General features: G+C 41.2%; 17 protein-coding genes. 10 read left to right on the top strand and 7 right to left on the bottom strand.

The window, feature by feature from the left end:
- Window positions 1-354 precede the first annotated feature (354 nt).
- The 3 genes from NIES592_RS23500 to NIES592_RS23510 all read left to right on the top strand — a co-directional run bounded on the left by NIES592_RS23500 (window position 355) and on the right by NIES592_RS23510 (window position 5,059).
- Entirely contained in the window at window positions 355-1,440 is a 1,086-nt protein-coding gene (locus NIES592_RS23500; protein ID WP_073557073.1) for a serine/threonine-protein kinase, read from the top strand.
- Between the two features lie 369 nt (window positions 1,441-1,809).
- Window positions 1,810-3,849: a serine/threonine-protein kinase gene (locus NIES592_RS23505; protein WP_073557074.1), complete on the top strand. Its 2,040-nt coding sequence runs from the start codon at window positions 1,810-1,812 to the stop codon at window positions 3,847-3,849.
- A 157-nt stretch (window positions 3,850-4,006) separates the two neighbouring features.
- The gene (locus NIES592_RS23510; protein ID WP_073557075.1) at window positions 4,007-5,059 is read left to right on the top strand and encodes a WD40 repeat domain-containing protein; all 1,053 of its coding nucleotides are present in this window, start codon (window positions 4,007-4,009) and stop codon (window positions 5,057-5,059) included.
- A gap of 216 nt (window positions 5,060-5,275) precedes the next feature.
- Here NIES592_RS23510 and NIES592_RS23515 read toward each other — a convergent pair whose 3' ends face one another.
- The gene (locus NIES592_RS23515) at window positions 5,276-6,538 is read right to left on the bottom strand and encodes a PPC domain-containing protein (RefSeq protein WP_073557076.1); all 1,263 of its coding nucleotides are present in this window, start codon (window positions 6,536-6,538) and stop codon (window positions 5,276-5,278) included.
- Between the two features lie 557 nt (window positions 6,539-7,095).
- On the opposite strand from NIES592_RS23515, the gene NIES592_RS23520 reads away from it, so the two are divergent.
- Window positions 7,096-9,162, top strand: coding sequence for a serine/threonine-protein kinase (locus NIES592_RS23520; RefSeq protein WP_073557077.1), 2,067 nt, complete (start codon window positions 7,096-7,098; stop codon window positions 9,160-9,162).
- Window positions 9,163-9,410: 248 nt separating this feature from the next.
- Here the strand turns inward: NIES592_RS23520 and NIES592_RS23530 are convergent, their stop codons facing one another.
- Together NIES592_RS23530 and NIES592_RS23535 are read right to left on the bottom strand one after the other, a co-directional pair.
- Window positions 9,411-10,640, bottom strand: coding sequence for a molybdopterin molybdotransferase MoeA (locus NIES592_RS23530; RefSeq protein ID WP_073557079.1), 1,230 nt, complete (start codon window positions 10,638-10,640; stop codon window positions 9,411-9,413).
- Window positions 10,641-10,779: 139 nt separating this feature from the next.
- Complete coding sequence (locus NIES592_RS23535; protein ID WP_073557080.1) at window positions 10,780-11,355, bottom strand: hypothetical protein; 576 nt, start codon at window positions 11,353-11,355, stop codon at window positions 10,780-10,782.
- Window positions 11,356-11,743: 388 nt separating this feature from the next.
- On the opposite strand from NIES592_RS23535, the gene NIES592_RS23540 reads away from it, so the two are divergent.
- Window positions 11,744-12,160 carry a hypothetical protein gene (locus NIES592_RS23540; RefSeq protein WP_073557081.1) on the top strand — a complete coding sequence of 139 codons (417 nt, stop codon included), beginning with the start codon at window positions 11,744-11,746 and terminating at the stop codon, window positions 12,158-12,160.
- Here NIES592_RS23540 and NIES592_RS23545 read toward each other — a convergent pair.
- Window positions 12,157-12,930: a class II glutamine amidotransferase gene (locus NIES592_RS23545; protein WP_062244537.1), complete on the bottom strand. Its 774-nt coding sequence runs from the start codon at window positions 12,928-12,930 to the stop codon at window positions 12,157-12,159. The genes NIES592_RS23540 and NIES592_RS23545 overlap by 4 nt on opposite strands.
- Window positions 12,931-13,267: 337 nt before the next feature.
- On the bottom strand, window positions 13,268-14,674 hold the full coding sequence (locus NIES592_RS23550; protein ID WP_073557082.1) for an NAD(P)(+) transhydrogenase (Re/Si-specific) subunit beta: 1,407 nt from the start codon (window positions 14,672-14,674) through the stop codon (window positions 13,268-13,270).
- Window positions 14,675-14,731: 57 nt separating this feature from the next.
- Here NIES592_RS23550 and NIES592_RS23555 point away from each other — a divergent pair, with 57 nt between their 5' ends.
- Window positions 14,732-14,917 (top strand): hypothetical protein, encoded by a 186-nt coding sequence (locus NIES592_RS23555; protein WP_073557083.1) that lies wholly within the window; start codon window positions 14,732-14,734, stop codon window positions 14,915-14,917.
- 26 nt (window positions 14,918-14,943) lie between these two features.
- Here the strand turns inward: NIES592_RS23555 and NIES592_RS23560 are convergent, their stop codons facing one another.
- Both NIES592_RS23560 and NIES592_RS23565 read right to left on the bottom strand, forming a co-directional pair.
- A complete protein-coding gene (locus tag NIES592_RS23560; RefSeq protein ID WP_009458196.1) occupies window positions 14,944-15,234 on the bottom strand; it encodes an NAD(P) transhydrogenase subunit alpha in 291 nt (96 codons plus the stop codon).
- Between the two features lie 226 nt (window positions 15,235-15,460).
- Window positions 15,461-16,624 carry a Re/Si-specific NAD(P)(+) transhydrogenase subunit alpha gene (locus NIES592_RS23565; RefSeq protein ID WP_062244547.1) on the bottom strand — a complete coding sequence of 388 codons (1,164 nt, stop codon included), beginning with the start codon at window positions 16,622-16,624 and terminating at the stop codon, window positions 15,461-15,463.
- Window positions 16,625-17,391: 767 nt separating this feature from the next.
- On the opposite strand from NIES592_RS23565, the gene NIES592_RS23570 reads away from it, so the two are divergent.
- From NIES592_RS23570 to NIES592_RS23585, 4 genes are all read left to right on the top strand, one after another.
- Window positions 17,392-17,907, top strand: coding sequence for a DUF2808 domain-containing protein (locus NIES592_RS23570; protein ID WP_062244550.1), 516 nt, complete (start codon window positions 17,392-17,394; stop codon window positions 17,905-17,907).
- Between the two features lie 187 nt (window positions 17,908-18,094).
- A complete protein-coding gene (rpmH, locus tag NIES592_RS23575; RefSeq protein WP_071846719.1) occupies window positions 18,095-18,229 on the top strand; it encodes a 50S ribosomal protein L34 in 135 nt (44 codons plus the stop codon).
- Window positions 18,230-18,252: 23 nt separating this feature from the next.
- Window positions 18,253-18,657 (top strand): ribonuclease P protein component, encoded by a 405-nt coding sequence (rnpA, locus tag NIES592_RS23580; protein ID WP_073557084.1) that lies wholly within the window; start codon window positions 18,253-18,255, stop codon window positions 18,655-18,657.
- The gene (locus tag NIES592_RS23585) at window positions 18,644-19,036 is read left to right on the top strand and encodes a PH domain-containing protein (RefSeq protein ID WP_009458191.1); all 393 of its coding nucleotides are present in this window, start codon (window positions 18,644-18,646) and stop codon (window positions 19,034-19,036) included. Before rnpA ends, NIES592_RS23585 begins: the two co-directional genes overlap by 14 nt.
- Window positions 19,037-19,063 lie beyond the last annotated feature (27 nt).

A 19,063-nucleotide genomic window follows, 5' to 3' on the forward strand; every position in this document is an offset into this window, starting at 1 on the left:
TTTGTTGAGTATTTCCCATGATCTATTAGCGCCTTTGTTAATTCACATTAGACGTAATTTAGAAGATGGCTCAGGTCAGGATTTGACAAAGATACAGTCAGAATACTGGCGTAAATAAAATTTTGTGGTTACATTAAAAACATTCTTGGTAACTAAGTCAATTATCAAGGTTAGGTGACGTGAAAACCTCATTTGTTAAAAGTGATGGATAAAACGGCACGTTATCCGGTAATGGGTAATAGGTAAGAACTGGTTCTCATTTTTCCAATTATCAATTACCAGAACAAGCCCACTGTTAAATATTTGGCGAATTATCCTTATTTCATTTCTCATCCTCAATTCCCTTGTTGTGCAATGAATCGCTTTTCTTCTGCTTCCAAGACATCAAGTTTTCATGCAGACATTCTCAAGGAAACTCAGATTGGTCAACTTTGTGGTTGTTCAAAATTATTTCGCGATCGCTACGAAATTTTACGCATTTTGGGTCGGGGTGGTTTTGGTGTTACATTTTTAGCCAAAGATGCAGTATTACCTGGGAATCCTTTATGTGTGATTAAACTGCTTTGTCCGAAGGTGACAAGTCGCCAAAGTCGAGAACGCGCTTGTATGCATTTCAAGAAAGAAGCAAAAACTTTAGCTCAACTTGGTAGCCATTCCCAAATTCCCATGCTTTTAGACTATTTTGAACTCAATGGAGAATTTTATCTAGTTCAAGAATATATACAGGGTGTGAATTTAGCATGGGAGGTCAAACGCAAAGGCCCTAAAAGTGAAGCTGAGGTGAAGCAGTTTTTGCGAGAACTACTACCAGTACTGCATTATATTCATAAACATCATGTTATTCATCGAGATATTAAGCCTCATAATTTACTGCGTTGTCAGGATGATCAAAGATTGGTGCTGATTGATTTTGGTGCAGTCAAAGAAGAATTACTAGACGCCGCAGGTGCAATCACTGAAACCAATCATACACATTTTGTAGGAACGATGGGATTTGCACCACCAGAACAATTTTCCTTACGTCCTGTTTACGCCAGTGATATTTACGCTGTAGGCGTCACCTGTCTTTACCTTTTAACAGGAAAATCACCTTTAGAATTGGACCAGGATCCAGTTTCCGGCGAAATTAGTTGGCACAAACAAGTTAAAGTTAGCGAACATTTTGCTCTGGTCTTAAATCAAATGCTCAAGTTTTCTTTGGATGAGCGTTTTCAGTCAGCAGATGAAGTGATGTGGACTTTAGGTATGGAATCCTACGTGCCAAATTTAACTAGCTGCTTAACTAACCAAAGGCTGGGAAGTAAAACTAAAATTACCAACAAAGTTACTGATGCATACTTGCCACCTGTAGCAAGGACTGCAAGTGCTATTCGGGAATGGCAAGCAAAACTCAAGACCCGCAAATCTATTGAGCAAAGAAATATTTATATATCAAATTAATTTTTCAAAAATATAAATTAATCAACAAATAAATGCATACTATCGAGCAAGTTTGAAGTTGCTTGATCAACACTAATAAATTAATCAATCAAGATAATTTATTGTGCTTAATTAATGAATACTATCAATTTAAATTGTAAATCTGGTCAATAAAGTCCTGATATATCTAATACATCAAGTTTTGAGGTTGGAAAATCCTAGTAGGATATAGCTTGATATTTACTGATATATTAATCTACTAGCTTGTAGTCAGAAAATATACAAAATTTTTAATAGAATTTAGTATAATACAAAGGATTATTATTCATATACAAAATTTTCAGGGCATCCTTAACTTCATTTACCACGCAGTTGTAACTCTTGTAATAAATGATCTGCTGCTTAAATCCTGATTGCCCACATCCCCTCAATCCTGATGGAAAGGAGTTCTGCCAAACTTGTAACAGTCCACTCGTGCAGCTGTTACGTAAGCGCTTTCGTGTCATCCGGGTGCTTTCAGATGAGGGTGGATTTGGTAGAACCTATTTGGCAGAAGATATAGATAAACTCAATGAACGCTGCGTTATCAAACAATTAGCACCAAAATTTCAAGAAAGCTGGGCCCTTTCCAAAGCGATGGATCTATTTCAGCGAGAGGCACAGCGGCTGCAACAACTCGGAGAACATCCGCAAATACCAACTTTATTGGCTTACTTTGAAGAAAACACATACCTGTATTTGGTGCAGCAGTTCATAGATGGACAGAACTTATTAAAAGAGTTGCAACAGAAAAGAGGGTACAGTGCTAAAGAAATTCGAGAAATTTTGTTAGATTTACTACCTGTTCTCAGATTTATTCATGAACGAGGAGTGATCCATAGAGACATCAAGCCACAGAATATTATCCGGCGTAAAATTGATGGGCGTCTATGCTTGATTGATTTTGGTTCTTCTAAGCAATTAACGGCGAAAGTACACATACAAATGGGTACTTCTATAGGTTCACATGGCTATTCAGCAATTGAACAAATTAGAGACGGGAAAGCCTACCCAGCCAGCGATTTATTTAGTTTAGGGGCTACTTGTTTTCATCTGCTTACAGGAATTTCCCCTTTTAAACTTTGGACAGAACATGGCTACGCCTGGGTGCAAGATTGGCAACAATATTTGAAGAGTCCGATCGCTACTGAATTGGTTGAAGTCATTGACAAGCTATTAGCAAAAGATGTGCAGCAGCGCTATCAATCAGCTGAACAAGTGCTAAAAGACTTGATGCGCAAGCAGCTATCAGACCGAAAAACGGAAACCGCTAACTCATCAGTGATATTACCACCAACCCAACCACCATTTATACCAAGAAAATATGCACTGCTGAGAAATTCATTCTTGGTGGGTTCTTTAGTCATGGTAATAGTGTTGGGTGAGTTCTTTTATCGGCAGTCTCACAACTTTAACTTTTCCGTTTCTTCTCGTTTTGGTCAAGGGGACGACACATCAACAAATAATGAAGCTATTCTTCCCCAATCTTCTAAAATACCATTGGGGAATTTTTATTTAGCGCATACATTCAAATCACCTTCCAAATCGGTTTTGTCTGTTGCGATTAGCCCAGATGATAAGACAATTGTCAGCAACAGCGGTGACAGCATTAAACTCTGGAGTCTAGCCACTGGACAGGAGATTATTACTCTTAAAGGACATAGCGATCGCGTTAATGTTGTTAGCATCACCCCAGACGGGCAAACCTTGGTCAGTGGTAGTGAGGACGGAACCATCAAACTCTGGAATCTAGCCAGAGGACAGGAAATCCGAACTTTTGCAGGACATAGGAATTCAGTTCATACCCTTGCTATTAGTCCGGATGGCAGTATTTTAGCTAACGGTAGCGATGACAATACGATTAAACTGTGGGATTTAACGACGACCCAGGAAATCCACACTCTCAATGGTCATACTTCTTGGGTACGAGCGATCGCCTTTAGTCCTGATCAAAAAACTTTAGTTAGTGGTAGTCGTGATCAAACTATCAAAGTTTGGGATGTGACAACTGGACGAGAAATCCGTACTCTTACCGGACATACTCAAACTGTCACATCGATCGCCATAACACCGGATGGGAAAACCCTGATCAGTGGTAGTGATGATAAGACCATCAAAATTTGGGATTTGACAACCGGAAAACAAATCCGCACCCTCACAGGTCATTCTGGAGGAGTTCGGTCTGTTGTTCTCAGTCCAGATGGTCAAACTCTAGCTAGCGGTAGTGGCGACAAGACTATTAAATTGTGGAATCTAAAAACAGGCGAAGCAATTCGCACCCTGGCAGGACACGGTGACGGAGTTCAGTCTTTGGCTTTTAGTCAAAATGGCAACATCCTTGTTAGTGGTGGTTTTGACAACACCATCAAGATTTGGCGAGTCTCAAGTTAACCATTTTTTTACATATAAAAAGTAATGTTAAAGATTTGCCAATAAAGCTGAAAAGTCATTCATCCAATGGGTAAATAAATTTATCCCCACAAAAATATATACAATCTCTGGTTTGTGAATTTCACAGCATGAGACCTAAGCAACTGCTGAATTTGCAATGTCTGTACAAATGAGTTACTCAAAAATCAAAATTTTAACGGGTGCGGCGATCGTGCTTTTAGGAGCTGGAGGAACTTGGCTGTGGCAATCTGCCCCAGGCGCAACCAGCTTATCTGTTCAAAGCGCTAATCAGCTAGATAAATCGGCGTGGGTAAATGTTGGGATTGGCGACGCTCTCACCCTAAAAGGACATGCCAACTCTGTTTGGTCTGTCGCAATTAGCCCTGATGGTCAAAAAGTCGCTTCGGCAAGCACAGACAAAACTATCAAAATTTGGGATCTGGCAACAGGAAGAGAATTACACACCTTGAAGGGGCATTCTCAATGGATCAATGCTGTTGCTATCAGTCCTGATGGCAAAATGCTTGCTTCCGCCAGTGCAGATAATACCATCATTCTTTGGGATTTGCCAACAGGAAAATTAATTCGTACCTTAAAGGGACATTTAGCTTCGGTTCAGTCTATCGCCTTCAGTTCAGATAACAAAGCTTTAGTCAGTGGCAGTTGGGATCAGAGCATTAAACTGTGGGATGTCACCACAGGCAAACAAATTCGCAGCCTGAAAGGAGATTGTGATGTTGTAGATGCGATCGCCATTAGTCCCGATGGTAACACGGTTGCTAGTAGTAGCTATTTTGACAACGCTATTAGAGTGTGGAATTTAAACACAGGAAAACAAATTCGTGTGTTGAGAGGTCACGAACAGGCATCTCATTCCCTTGCTTTTAGTCCAAATAACAACACTCTAGCAAGTGGTAGCTGGGACAACACGATCAAACTGTGGGATTTGAGAACTGGTAAAGAAACTTACACATTCACAGGACATACCAACAAAGTCTGGTCTGTCAGCTTTAGTCCAGATGGCAATACCTTGGCTAGTGGCAGTTGGGACAAGAGCATCAAACTTTGGAATGTGAACACTGGGCAAGAAATTCGCACCCTTACCGGACATGACGACAAAGTTTGGTCTATCGCCTTTAGTGCTGATGGCACTTCTGTTGCAAGTAGTAGTCTTGACAAAACGATCAAGATTTGGCGGGTGGCACAATAAAAATGATTGGTAGTTGTTTGTTGATAGTTGGTTGGAAAACAATCAACTACCAACAAACAGGCGTTGCTGAATTTGGTCATGAATTATGTGTGCATACATTTTTGTAGTTCGATGCCAAATCATTGTAGAGACGTAGCATTGCTACGTCTCTACATATCCGTGAATTGTAAATTCATATCTTGATTCAGCAACGCCAACAAACAACAATCACCTAAATCAAAAAACAGTCAATCGATATGTACCTGTTCGTTGAGGAACAGAAGAAATCACTACAACATAGTAAGTGCCATCTTCAGGTAACTTAGCTCGATCAATCAGCGCTGTGTATCTACCATCTTTGTCATTATCTGCGGCAATTACTTGACCTTTAGAATTGAAGAGGACAATATAGGGAGAAAATTCTTCTAAGACGCTATCTACACGTATGCTTACAAGTTGGTCTCTTTTGCCTTCAAACTTAGAAACATTGTAAGGGCTGCCATTCTTTCTCAGATTGGAGCCATTTGCTGTTAATTGCTCTGATTCATCAAGAGTGTAACTGGCTCTGTCGTTCCTTAAAGCCAAACTATAGCGTCCTATTTCGCCAGGATTACGGCTAGTAACTGCGATTGTATACACACCTCTAGCAGGTAATCTGACAAACAAAAATGCATCTTTAGCTTCCCCATTACTACCAGTTTCCCCACTACTTCTTTTAGCCAGAACGTTATTGTTGGGGTCAAGCAAAATCATGAACGGATTGAGGTTCAGATTACTAGAACGGCGTTGGTCAGCACTACCCACAAGTCTAATTTGAATTAATTGATTTTCTCGACCCTCAAACTGGTAAAAGTGAAAATACCTGCCTTGGGATTTAAAGTCACCCGGCGCTAAGACACCTAATTGAATGTCTACAAAGTTAATTGGTCTAGCGTTAGGTATTTTGCTTCCAGAAACAGGTGAGCCACCAGAAGTCCTATTATTGGTTGTACCCTGATTGTTGGTTGGCTTGGGAGTCCTAGAACGTGAAGAATTAGCAGGACGAGAATTCGGCTGTGGTGCTGGTTGAGTACTTCCAGGAGAAGGACGGTAAGTAGGCTGTGGTGCTGGTTGAGTACTTCCAGGAGAAGGACGGTAAGTAGGCTGTGGTGCTGGACGAGTAGTCGGAGGAGAAGGACGGTAAGTAGGTTGTGGTGTGGGAGTTGATGCTGGAGTTGGAGATGATGTGGGTGTGGGGGGAATAGGAGACTCTACTGGTGGATTAGTTTGAGCAGGTGGAGACGGTTGCGTAACAGGAATTTGCTCAATTGCTTGTTTTACTGCTTCTGGCTCTCTCTCATCTGGTGTTTTGGCAATTTTGAATTCTCGCGATTTTTTTGGAATTTCTAAGGCATTGATAGGTAGAGGATAATTTGTAATTAACAAACTGCTACTAAGAAAAATAATTAAAGCCAAATCAAATTTATGCCAAAAATTTTTGTTACTTTTTCTTTTGAACATATCACTCCTCAAAATTTCGATGCACAATATAGTTAAAAAACTCAATTTTTTTATTTTGAAGCCGCTAAGTTTTTACTAAAGTTTATTGATGTTTTGAGATTGATTTTAGAAATAATTTGAGTCATATTTGAGTTTCACATTAGTTACTAATAAGTTATGACTTTAAATAAATACCTCCTGTTTTTACTACTTTAGATAGTTGTTTTTATAAAATTTGAAATACGTAAACTCTACATCAGAGCTTGTATTGTTTTTGCATAGTCTTTATCATACCAAAGTGGTATTTAGGAAATTTTTAACAGACTTGTGCCAATGTTCAGTTAAAAATTTGGTTTACGTGCTTCTTTCGCAGTATACAATTTGGATACACAAGCGCACTTATCACAGCGGCTGTTCTGCTAGTAACCATGATGATAGAAAAATGTCTATACTTTAATTTTAGATTGCTTAGTTACCAGTAGATTTCTTTCTAAGTCAGAAAGTTTATTTTGGTAACTTAATAGCAAAATGATACGACATGAATTAATATATACTCAAGCTGCAAATTTATTTTTAGTATGATTTGCTGCCTGAATCCCGAGTGCCAACATCCTTTAAATCCTGATGGTAGCCAATATTGTCAGAATTGTAAAACACCACTAGTACCTCTGCTGAGAGGTCACTATCGTGTTATCGAAAGATTGTCTGTAGAAGGTGGATTTAGTATCACCTATCTAGCGGAGGATATCGACAAACTAAATGAAAAATGTGTTGTTAAGCAATTAGCGCCAAAAGTCAAAGATACGGGGGCGCTAAAAAAAGCAGTTCAGCTTTTTGAACAAGAAGCCAAACGATTGCAAGAGTTAGGAGAACACCCACAAATTCCTCATCTGCTAGCTTACTTTGAGCAAGATAACTACTTATATTTAGTACAGCAATATATTGATGGACAAAATTTACTCAAAGAATTGCAGCAGCGAGGAAGATTTAGCGAAAGAGAAATTCGAGAACTTTTATTAGATTTACTACCAGTTCTTAAATTTATCCACGATCGCGGAGTAGTTCACCGAGATATCAAGCCTCAAAACATTATTCGTCGTAAATCTTTGCATCCTTCTTTAGAAAGAGATTCAAAGGGGGAGTTAGTATTAATTGATTTTGGAGCCTCGAAGCTGCTGACAACAACAGTGCAGCCAAAAATGGGAACAACTATCGGTTCACACGGCTATACTCCCATGGAACAAATGCAGGATGGAGAGGCTTATCCAGCAAGTGATTTATTTAGTTTGGGGGCTACTTGTTTTTACCTGCTAACTGGAACTTCTCCATCCAAATTGTGGATGCAACAAGGTTATGGTTGGGTATCATCTTGGTGGCAATACTTCAGTACTCCTAGTAGAGGTGGACTTGCCCTTTCTATGGAGTTGGGTAGGGTTTTAGATAAGCTGCTAAAGATAGAGATTCAAGAACGCTATCAATCAGCCGATGATGTGATTAAAGATTTATCACGTCAACCACCGCTATTACCAGAACTTGATGAAACCATACTGTCAGGTTCGCCAGCAAATAGAGGCGGATTTTTGGCAAAATCAAGTAAAAAACTGAAAAATAGCCTGTTAGTTAATGCTGTGATTGTCATATTGGCATTAGCAGGGGTTTGGTATTTTCAGTCTCGCCAACAGGCAACTCAGTCTTCTGATTTTGCTCCACCTCAAGATATTATTGTCCAAAACTCTGACGAACCCAGCACTTTAAAAGGACATGCCAGTGATGTTAATTCTGTGGCTTTTGACTCGGATGGACAAAAGCTGGCTAGTGGTAGTGATGACAAAACTATTAAAATATGGGATTTAGCAACCCAAAAAGAAATTCAAACCTTGAAGGGACATTCCGGATGGATTTGGGGTGTGGTATTTAGTCCAAATGGGCAAACTCTTGCGAGTGCGAGTGCAGATCAAACAGTCAAATTATGGGATCTGGCAACGGGTAGGGAAATTCGCACTTTTAAGGGACATCAAGCTGGGGTTACTTCTGTAGCCTTTAGTCGGGATGGACAAACTCTTGCTACTGCTGGCTTAGACAAGACAGTCAAACTGTGGAATGTGGGAACTGGAAAAGAAATTTGTACTCTTGCTGGACATTCTGGGGCGATCGCTTCTGTAGCTTTTAGTCGGGATGGGCAAACTCTTGCCAGTGGTAGCTGGGACAAGACAATTAAACTATGGAATGTCAACAATGCTAAGAATATCCGTACTTTCACAGGACACTCTGATTTGATTATTTCTGTAGCTTTTAGTCCCGATGGTACTAGCCTAGCCAGTGGTAGTAAAGACAAAACTATTAAATTGTGGGACTTGGCAACAGGAAAAGCAACTCTGACTTTAAAAGAGCATACCGATAAAGTCAATTCCATCGCCTTTGTACCTAACACTGCTAAAAATAAGTCTTTAGATACAGTCAGACTTGTAAGTGGTAGTAGTGACAATACGCTTAAACTGTGGGATCTCAAAGCAGGAAAAGAAATTCGTACTCTCAAAAGAGATTCTGGTTATATCTATTCTGTTGCCATTAGTCCAGATGGGCAGACTGTTGTTAGTGGCGGTAGTGCAGACAATATTATCAAGGTTTGGCGAGTGCAGAATTGAGTTTGGGGATTGGGAATGGGAAAGGGACAAGGAAGATGGGGAGTGTGGGGAGTATGAGGGGTGTGAGGGATGTGAGGAGTAAACAACTAACCACTAATTCCAGTCTTAAATTTTGTCTGGATCAATGGCTAATTCCCGCAACTTTTGTGCTAACTGTTCTGCACGTTTTCGTTCTTGTTGTGCTAATTCCTCTTTAGGTTAGTCAAATGGGTGTTGAGAGCGATCGCACTATTACACCAATTTAATATTTAATAGAGTAAAACTTGTACTTCTTCTTCTGAAGAAATTAATGTTTGCCCCACAGACATCACAGCTAAAGCATTAGTTTGGGCGAGATTAATAAGATTACCAGAACTTTGACTGCCACCAGCCAGCTGAAATTCGTAAATTCCGTTTTGTAAATGTAATTTGCCCCAAAAATAAGTTTCCCGCTTACCATCAGATCGCAATTCCTGACGGGTTAATGCTTTGATAAACTTTGGTTGCCAACCGTCTGCCAACCCAGAAACTTTTTTAATAGTTGGTTGTACAAATCGCCAGAATGTCACCAATGCCGATGCTGGATTTCCGGGTAAACCAAAGTAAATTACTTGATTTCTAAATGTCGCAACCGTGAGGGGTTTACCGGGTTTGATAGCCACTGCTTGAATGTGAATTTTCCCCTTTAAAGACTCGATAATCTGCTCAACATAGTCATAATCTCCCACGGAAACACCACCGGAAGAAATCACTATGTCGGCGTTGGATACTGCATAGGCGATCGCTTTTTCTAAGGCAGGCGGTTCATCTGGGATTATACCTAACATTAATGGTTCTGCCCCGTTCTGCCTTACCAAAGCTGCTAAAGCATACTGGTTAGAATCGACGATTTGCCCTGGTTGCAGAGGTTTTTCTGGGGGGACAAGTTCATTACCTGTAGAAAAAATTGCTACTCGCGGACGGCGATAAACACTGACTTGGGTACACTGAGCAGTCGCTAACACAGCAATTTCTGCCCCATTTAACATAATTCCTGGTGGTAATAATTGTGTCCCGGCTTGATAATAAGTTGCACGCTGTCTGACAAATTCTCGTGGTTTTTGAGGTGCTGTCAAGATCAATACACAATTTTCCTGTCGCTGTGTATTTTCCTGCATTACCACAGTATCCGCACCTGCTGGTAGGACTGCACCAGTAAAAATCCGTGCTGCTTGCCCTGATTCAATAACAGATTGGGGTTGATAGCCAGCCGGAATTTCTTCAACAATTTCTAAAATCACTGGTTGTTGTTGAGTCGCCTGCTGTACATCAGCGTAACGCACGGCATAACCATCCATTGCTGAGTTATCCCAATAGGGAAAGTCCAATTGACTCGTAACCGCAGAAGCAAGAATGCGACTATCTGCTGCGAACAAATCGACAATTTCTGTATCCTGCTGATTGTCCAGAGACGATACTAAATTGAAAATAGTTGCTTCAGCTTCGCTAACCGACAGCATTAGAGATAACTCCGACTACAATAAAATACATCAACCTCAAACCAAACGCATAATATATCCGTGTTTATCTGTGTGCATCGGTGTTCGATTTTTCACACATAAATTTTTCCGTAATTGTAAAGCTGTAAAAAGATAAAATTCAGCCATTCACATCTACTTCCGGCCAAAGTCTTTCCAACTGGCGTCGCCAAGCAGCTAAAGTTTCTTCTCTTGCTTGGGAAGTTTGGTTTTCATCTCCCATTAATCCTTCGGCGTAGAAACGTTCCAGGTTTTGCATCGTGGATTCTAGGGACTGACCCTGGAGTTTTGCTGCTATAATCACCTGGCGGATGCGACTTTCTACTAAGCGATTAAAGACATCATCTAAACCAGCCGCATGTAAAGTCATGAGTCTGGCGATCGCATCTCGAAAATCTTCTACAACCAAGCTGTTACAGCTATGTTGAAATACTCCCCAAACTACACCTTGCTGTAAGGCGTAGCGTACTTGCTGAGTATCATCAAAATTTGCTTCTAAAAACTGTTCTAAAAAAGGTTGGGCTTGTTGTGCTGGTACTATCGGTATCAAAAGTCGCAACCAACTTTCATCGTCTGAAAGTAGTGCCAGTAGACGAAAGGTAGAAGTTTCTACTTGCCAAGAACCGGATGCGATCGCCTTGACATCTGCTTCACCAAATAATTCTGCTAGTGTAGTTGCAATTTCTGAAGGTGTCATAGTGTTTTTTTTGATCCACCATCTAGCCTAGCGCAGCTTTGGTATTAGTTCAGTTACCATTTATCAGTTATCAAATTCCATTACTCACTATTAACTGGTAAATAAATATTTGGCGTACATAAATAAAAAAATAGTGAGCGTGAATTCCTTAAAAAATAACTCAAAGTTTGAACGAACACAGATGCACACAGATAAACACCGATGGATTATGGGTTTGCTGCTAGGTTAATATCTAATTGCTGTTGAGAGTTTTTTATTTTCAAGATGGTTATTCATGAACGCTGAGACACGAACTAAGTATGAAAATTTCTTCCTGTTTCCCAGTCCCTGATCGCTATTTTCAAGATAGATTTCAGTTAATTGTAAATTTATTGTTTTAATTGTGTTTATGAATAAACCTGTGATCTGGGTACACGGAGACTGCTTGAGTCCGTATAACCCCGCTTTGCAAGAATATCCAGATGCACCTGCTATCTGGGTTTGGGATGATGCATTACTAGAAGAATGGCAACTTAGCCTCAAACGCATCGCTTTTATCTATGAATGTTTGCTAGAGTTACCTGTAATTATTCGGCGTGGCGATGTAGCAGAAGAAATTTTAGCTTTCGCCAAGGAAAATAATGCTACCAAAGTAGCAACAGTAGAAAGTCCTAGTCCCCGATTTGAAAGTATTTGTCAGCAAATAGAACGTTCTATAGATTTGGAAATTTTTGAATTAGAACCATTTTTTGATTATGACGGTTATATAGACCTGAAGCGCTTTTCTCGTTACTGGAAAGTGGCAGAAAAATATGTTTTTGATTAAGCTAACTGCAAAGGTAATCCATCTTGAAATGCTAGTAATTCTCCTGGTTTAATGATTGTCCAGACTTCGTTGTCGGTGAGGGGCGTGGTAGCAATCACGGCGACGCGATCGCTTGGTTTTGTCAATTCGCGAAAATCTACTGTTAAGTCTTGATCAATTAAGTGAGCAGCGGCAAAGGGCGCTTGCCTGATAATGTAGCAAAGTTTGGTGGAACAGTGACTAAAAAAGTATTCTCCGTCTGATAATAAGTAATTAAAAATACCTAATTCAGAAATTTTATCAGTAATTTTTCTAAGAACAGGATATAGTTTTTCCAGAGAAGGTCTACCTTCAGGAAAACTTTGACGTATCGTTTCTAAAATCAAACAGAAAGCTTTCTCACTGTCAGTATTGCCCACAGGTTGATAATATTGCATACCAGTAGGATTAAATTCTGGTAAATCACCGTTGTGGGCAAATACCCAATACCTTCCCCACAATTCCCGACGAAAGGGATGGCAGTTTTCTAGAGCAATTTCACCTTGGGTAGCTTTGCGGATATGGGCTATTACATGAGTGGAATGAATTGGATAGCATCGCACTAACTCTGCAATGGGAGAACTAATCGAGGGTATAGCATCGATAAACATTCGACATCCCTTACCCTCAAAAAAAGCAATACCCCAACCATCACGGTGATCATCAGTTTTTCCGCCGCGTGCCGCAAAGCCTTCAAAAGAAAAGCAAATATCTGTGGGAGTATTGCAATTCATTCCTAGCAGTTGACACATGGCGTATTTCTGGGCTAGAGAGTAATAGTTATGGGTTTAACCTTTTTTATATCATTGACTGTCCGCCCAGAGAGTACTCAAAATTGCGATCGCAATATAGTTATTTAGTTCTTGTCTAACTGAAAGTGAGTTAAAAATATCTTTCTCTTCCCAGCGTGCCTACTGTGTATACACAATTTGAATTTACCCCCCTCAATCCCCTAAGATTCGGGGAGAAAACGGAAATTCAGTTACCTCCCCTTTGCAAGGGGAGGATTAGGGTGGGGTAAAACCCAGATTAATTATCTATTTCCGACTTGTGTGTACACCTTAGCCCGGGTGCGCGGAGGCGTTGGGGTTAAAGTTGCTTAACCTCAGAAACCAACTTCGCCACCATCTCTTTAGCACTACCAAAAAGCATTGTGGTTTTATCTTTGTAGAACAACTCATTATCTACGCCAGCAAAACCTGTACTCATTCCACGCTTAATTACAATCGTGTGCTTCGCCTTATCTACTTCCAAAATTGGCATTCCGTAGATTGGGCTATTGGTGTCACTGCGTGCGGCGGGATTGACTACATCATTTGCCCCAATTACCAGTGCTACATCTGTTTGTTCAAACTGGGGATTGATATCATCCATGTCGTGTAGTTGTTCATAGGGAACGTTCGCTTCTGCTAGTAATACGTTCATGTGTCCAGGCATTCTACCAGCTACGGGGTGAATCGCATACTTAACATCAACACCCATGCGTTCTAGTTGATCTGCCAATTCACGTACACTGTGCTGTGCTTGAGCTACCGCCATTCCGTAACCGGGAACAATCACTACAGAACGAGCATAACCCAGCATCATTGCGCCTTCTTCTGGATCGATGCTGCGGACAGTTTTATCGGCTGTACTACCACCAGCTGCACTTGCAACTGCACCGCCACTGCTGCCAAAAGCATCAAACAGTACGCTGATCAAAGAACGGTTCATCGCTTTACACATTATTTCGGTGAGGATGATACCAGATGCTCCCACCAATGCACCAGCGATGATTAACATGTTGTTCATCACCACAAAACCAGCAGCTGCCGCAGCTAAACCAGAAAATGAGTTCAATAGCGAAATTACTACTGGCATATCGCCGCCGCCAATGGGGATGACAAACATCACACCCAAGATAAGAGAAACTGCGACAATTCCCAAAAATACTGGTAGGTTATGTGGTTCCATGATTAAAAAACCACTGCCTACGACATAAGAACCCAACAATAAGGCGTTGAATGGTTGCTGCAAGGGGAATGTAATTGGGGAACCGCTGATAATTCCTTGTAATTTGGCAAATGCCAGCATACTACCTGTAAAGGTGACACCACCAATTAACACATCCAACAACATGGAAATGTTGGCATCTAAGGGTACTGTTTCAGCGTGTTGCAACAACCGCCAAAACTCAGCAACGGCAACCAAAGCAGAAGCAGCGCCACCTAAACCGTTGAGTAAACCCACCATTTGGGGCATTTCCGTCATCTGGACTTTATAGGCGGCGATCGCGCCTAGTACCGAGCCAATTGCCAAACCCAACAAAATCATCCCGTAGTTCAACACATGCTGATCCAACAGTGTTGCCACAATTGCTAACAGCATTCCCACAGCTGCAATCACATTACCTTGTCGTGCTGTGGCGGGTGAACCCAGTTTTTTCAAACCCAAAATAAATAAAGACGCAGCGACTAAATATGTCAACTGAATGCCAGTCGGAAGAAAATCAGTCATAATTTAGCGTTAATTGGTAATTGGTAATTGGTAATTGACGCCTGATGTGAATTGAATATGGAGACGCAATATTCCTTGCGCCTGGTAAAAAACGTTTTTTTAGAAATCGACCACCGATACACACCGATAAACACAGATAACACAGATGGATCTTTCATGGGTGGTTGGGTGGTCATTGCTTTGTTGAGTATTTTCCATGAGCTATTAGCGCCTTTGTTAATTCACATTAGACGTAATTGGTAATTGGTGATTTTCTTTGCGATTACCTATTACCCATTTGCCTTCTTTTTAAACATCTGCAACATCCGATCTGTGACTAGGAAACCACCTACCACGTTGATGGTTGCTAGTACTACAGCGATCAAACCGAGAATAACTGAGATATTCCACTCTCTAGCACCGGAAGCTACAATTGCTCCTAATACGGCGATGCCAGAAATCGCGTTTGAGCCTGACATCAAGGGCGTATGCAAAGTAGGCGGTACTTTGTTGATCACTTCAAATCCGGTAAACGATGCCAAAACAAATACGAACAAAGCCGCAATTAATGCTTCTGTCATGTTGAAAAATCCTTGGGTATTGGGAAGGTGGGGTGATGGGAAGATGGGGGAAGTGTGAGGACTGGGAAATTCGTATATTAGTGAGCAGGCATTTAGGTATGGTGGGAAGATGGGAAGATGGGGGAAGTGTGAGGAGTAGGGGGAGTGTGTGTAGACAAAGATGAAAGACTACTTGCTTGTCCTCCTTGTCTCCCTTGTCCTTCTTGTTCCCGATCCCCGATCCCTTCTAACTCACTGCTGAAGTTACGGTTTGCAACGCCTCTTTAATTCGTGTGGAGCGAATTTCACCAGCGTGGGTAATGCAAGCCGCATCAATAATGTCGTCAGCAAAGTTAATCTCTACATTTTTGTCTTTCATTAGCAGTTGCATTAAAGATGTCAAGTTCTTGGCATACAACTGGCTAGCATGGACTGGGAGCGATGATGGTAGATTAATCGGGCCGATGATAGTGACGCCGTGGACGACAATATCTTTACCGGGATCAGTACAGGCGCAATTACCACCTTGTTCGGCGGCGATGTCTACAATTACTGAACCTGGTTTCATTTGCTTTACCATGTCTTCTGTGACAAGAAGAGGTGCTTTTTTACCAGGAACTTGAGCTGTGGTAATGACGACATCAGCATTTTTGATGTGTTCGGTGACTACTTCTTGAGTGCGCTTTTTGCTGGCTTCGGAAATTTCTTTGGCGTAACCACCGGCGGCGGTTGTTTCTTCATCCAATTTGATTTCTACAAATTTCGCTCCTAGACTTTGCACTTCTTCTTTGACGGCGGGGCGAATATCAAAAGCTTCTACCACTGCTCCCAGACGTCTAGCGGTGGCGATCGCTTGTAAACCTGCAACGCCAGCACCCATGATAAATATTTTGGCGGGGGCGATCGTACCGGCAGCAGTTGTCAGCATGGGGAAGTATTTTGGCAGTGCGGCGGCGGCGATCAGTACGGCTTTGTAACCTGCGATTGATGCTTGTGATGATAAAGCATCCATACTTTGCGCTCTTGTGGTACGGGGAATCATCTCCATACTCAAGGCTGTGACTTTGCGTGCTGACAGTTTCTCGGCTATGACTGGGTTCCCCAAAGGATTGAGGAAGCTAATCAGCACAGATCCTTCTTTGAGTAAGTCTATTTCTGAGCGCCCGTCTTCTCGCTCTTGTGGTGGGCTGACTTTGAGGAGAATGTCTGCTTCTGACCATAATCTATTAGTATCAGCAATTATGGTTGCTCCAGCGGCTTCGTAGGCAGCATCATGAAAAAATGCTCGTTCACCCGCACCAGCTTCTACCCAAATCTCTAAACCTTGTTTAATCAACCGCGCTACGATGTCGGGAACTAATGCCACACGACGTTCACACACTTCGATTTCTTTAGCAACTGCTATTCTCATGTAATCTCCTTGAGATTAAATACTTAAATTTCTGGTGCAAGTTGTGAAATTTTTCCAATGAGTATTTTGACGCACTCCTGGTCTACGGGTGGGGATATCAGCTATTGGCTTTTTCTGTTAGTTATTCCTACGCTTTCCCACTCTACCTACCTAGACAAAGCCTAACTGTGCCGCTCATGGATGTTGCAATACATATACTTGCATTTATTAGGTTATTTATTGCACATCCTATGCTGATCCCCGGAATTTACATCTATGTCTTCAAATTCTTTTAGGTATTGCAAAATATTGTTGTGTCTTGTTTACATAGTGCAATATCGATTAATTTCTCACCAACTTATTCCCCTAAGTTTTAGAATTTTTGCTGCTGCGAGTAATGCTTACTGCCACCAATCTAGCTTAAGTTTGGTCGCGATCGCCTGTTCAACTCGCTTAATTTTTATAACAAAAATCTTAATTTTAGATAAACTTGTACACATTTAGAAATACAACTCAATTTTCAGACTGTTTTATCTCTGGTAAAACTATCAACAATTTAGTAACTATGAGAACATTTGATCCCTACACAAACCGCTAGACGACTAGTAAACTTTCTGTCAAATTAAATACTCGTTTTTCAGTGAAAATTGATATAAATCTAGACGGGGTGGCACTTTTGTTGAGGTTTTGACGTCTAAATTTAATAAAGTCAGTAGTAAAGTTTAGTTACGAACCTTTACTTCCAGTTACTGAAACAACACATTTATTTCTGCCACAGGAGCTTGACTATGCGACGTTTATTTTCTGCCTTAGCGGTGACTGGCTTTTTACTGACAAGCCTTCCAGCCGTTAGCTGGGCGCAGAGTTTGCCAGGGTTTACGCTATTCAGTGGTGTTAAGAGTGAAAATCAACTGCCTTTCCGATTGGATTTTGGTGGACAAACAAATGGTTGGGATAGGTATCGTTTAAGAATCCCTGCCAAAAAAATGAAAGTTGCTGCTTCTGAATTTGTTGTCAGCTACCCCAACTATTACAAAGGAAAATTCGACCCCAAAAAGATTGAGGTACGAGTGAGAGATAAAAAAGTACCACTGACAGAAGCAAAATGGGATAGAGAAAATGGCGTAATTATGATTTATCCCCAAGAGCCTGTGCCAGCAGGTACTAATGTAGAAATAGTGCTTTCTAATGTTAGGAATCCTGCTTTCGGAGGCATTTATTATTTCAACTGCTATACTGTCAGCCCTGGTGATGCAGCTGCATTGCGTAGTTACATGGGAACTTGGATTCTTAGTGTTAGTTAGTAGTTGGTAGTTAGTGGTGTACAGAGGTGCCATAGCACTTCTGTACATTGGTTAGTGGTGTTATTAGGATTGCACAAGTGTGCGTCTGTACATTAGTTAATGACAAATAAATAGTAATTTTTAGCTAAAAAGTGATAAAATTATAGATTGTGGCTTTTTATAAAAAATCGCTGAAGAGGATAAGAGTATGCGGAGAACTTTAGAAGGAACAAACCGGAAGAGGAAGAGAACATCTGGTTTCCGTGCCAGAATGCAAACACCTGATGGTAGAAACGTGATTCGAGCCAGAAGAAAAAAAGGACGTCATCGCCTAAGCGTATAGGGTAAGGAACTTAGACAGTAGTTGTGGCTTTGCCCAAAGCAAATCGGCTTAAATCCCGGAAAGATTTTCAGGCAGTTTTCCGGGAAGGTACTTGCCGTCATGGTTCTTATATGACTTTGAGAGCCTTACGGCCATCATCCATGAAAAAACCTTCTGATAATGTAAAATCAACAAACTCAGTACTTTTCCCAATCAAGATTGGTATTTCGATTAGCACTAAAGTCAGTAAACGGGCAGTAGTTCGTAACCGCCTCAAGCGACAAGTATCGGCAGCTTTGCACCAATTGTTGCCTCTATTGTCACCAGGATGGCGGCTAGTGGTAGTTGTCAAACCAGCGGCGGCAGAATCTAAGTGCGTAACCCAACAATTTCTGCAAGAATTAGAGCAGTTGTTGGCACAAGCTGAGGTATTAAATGGGCATTCGTGAAGAAGTTTATTTTGAAGGCGGACCCCACATTGGGGATTTAATAATAAACATACTAATTGGCTTAACGGTGGTGGGTATACCACTAACGGTAGGAGCAATTGTTAGAGCATTGTGGCTGCGTTTTCGGATTACTGATCGCCGAGTTTCTGTGACTGGGGGTTGGATGGGACGCGATCGCAGTGACGTTATTTACTCAGAAATTGTCAAAATCGTCAAAGTTCCCCGTGGTATTGGCTTATGGGGAGATATGGTGTTGACTCTCAGAGATGGTAGTCGCCTGGAACTGCGGGCTGTTCCTAAGTTTCGGGAAGTCTATGATTACATTACTGAACGAGTCACTGCCAAAAATCCCAATTTTAATGCTGCTGCGAAGAAGTGATGGGGTGATGGGGTGATGGGGTGATGG

Origin of the sequence: Fischerella major NIES-592 (genome assembly GCF_001904645.1) — a bacterium.
Classification (GTDB): Bacteria; Cyanobacteriota; Cyanobacteriia; order Cyanobacteriales; family Nostocaceae; genus Fischerella; species Fischerella thermalis.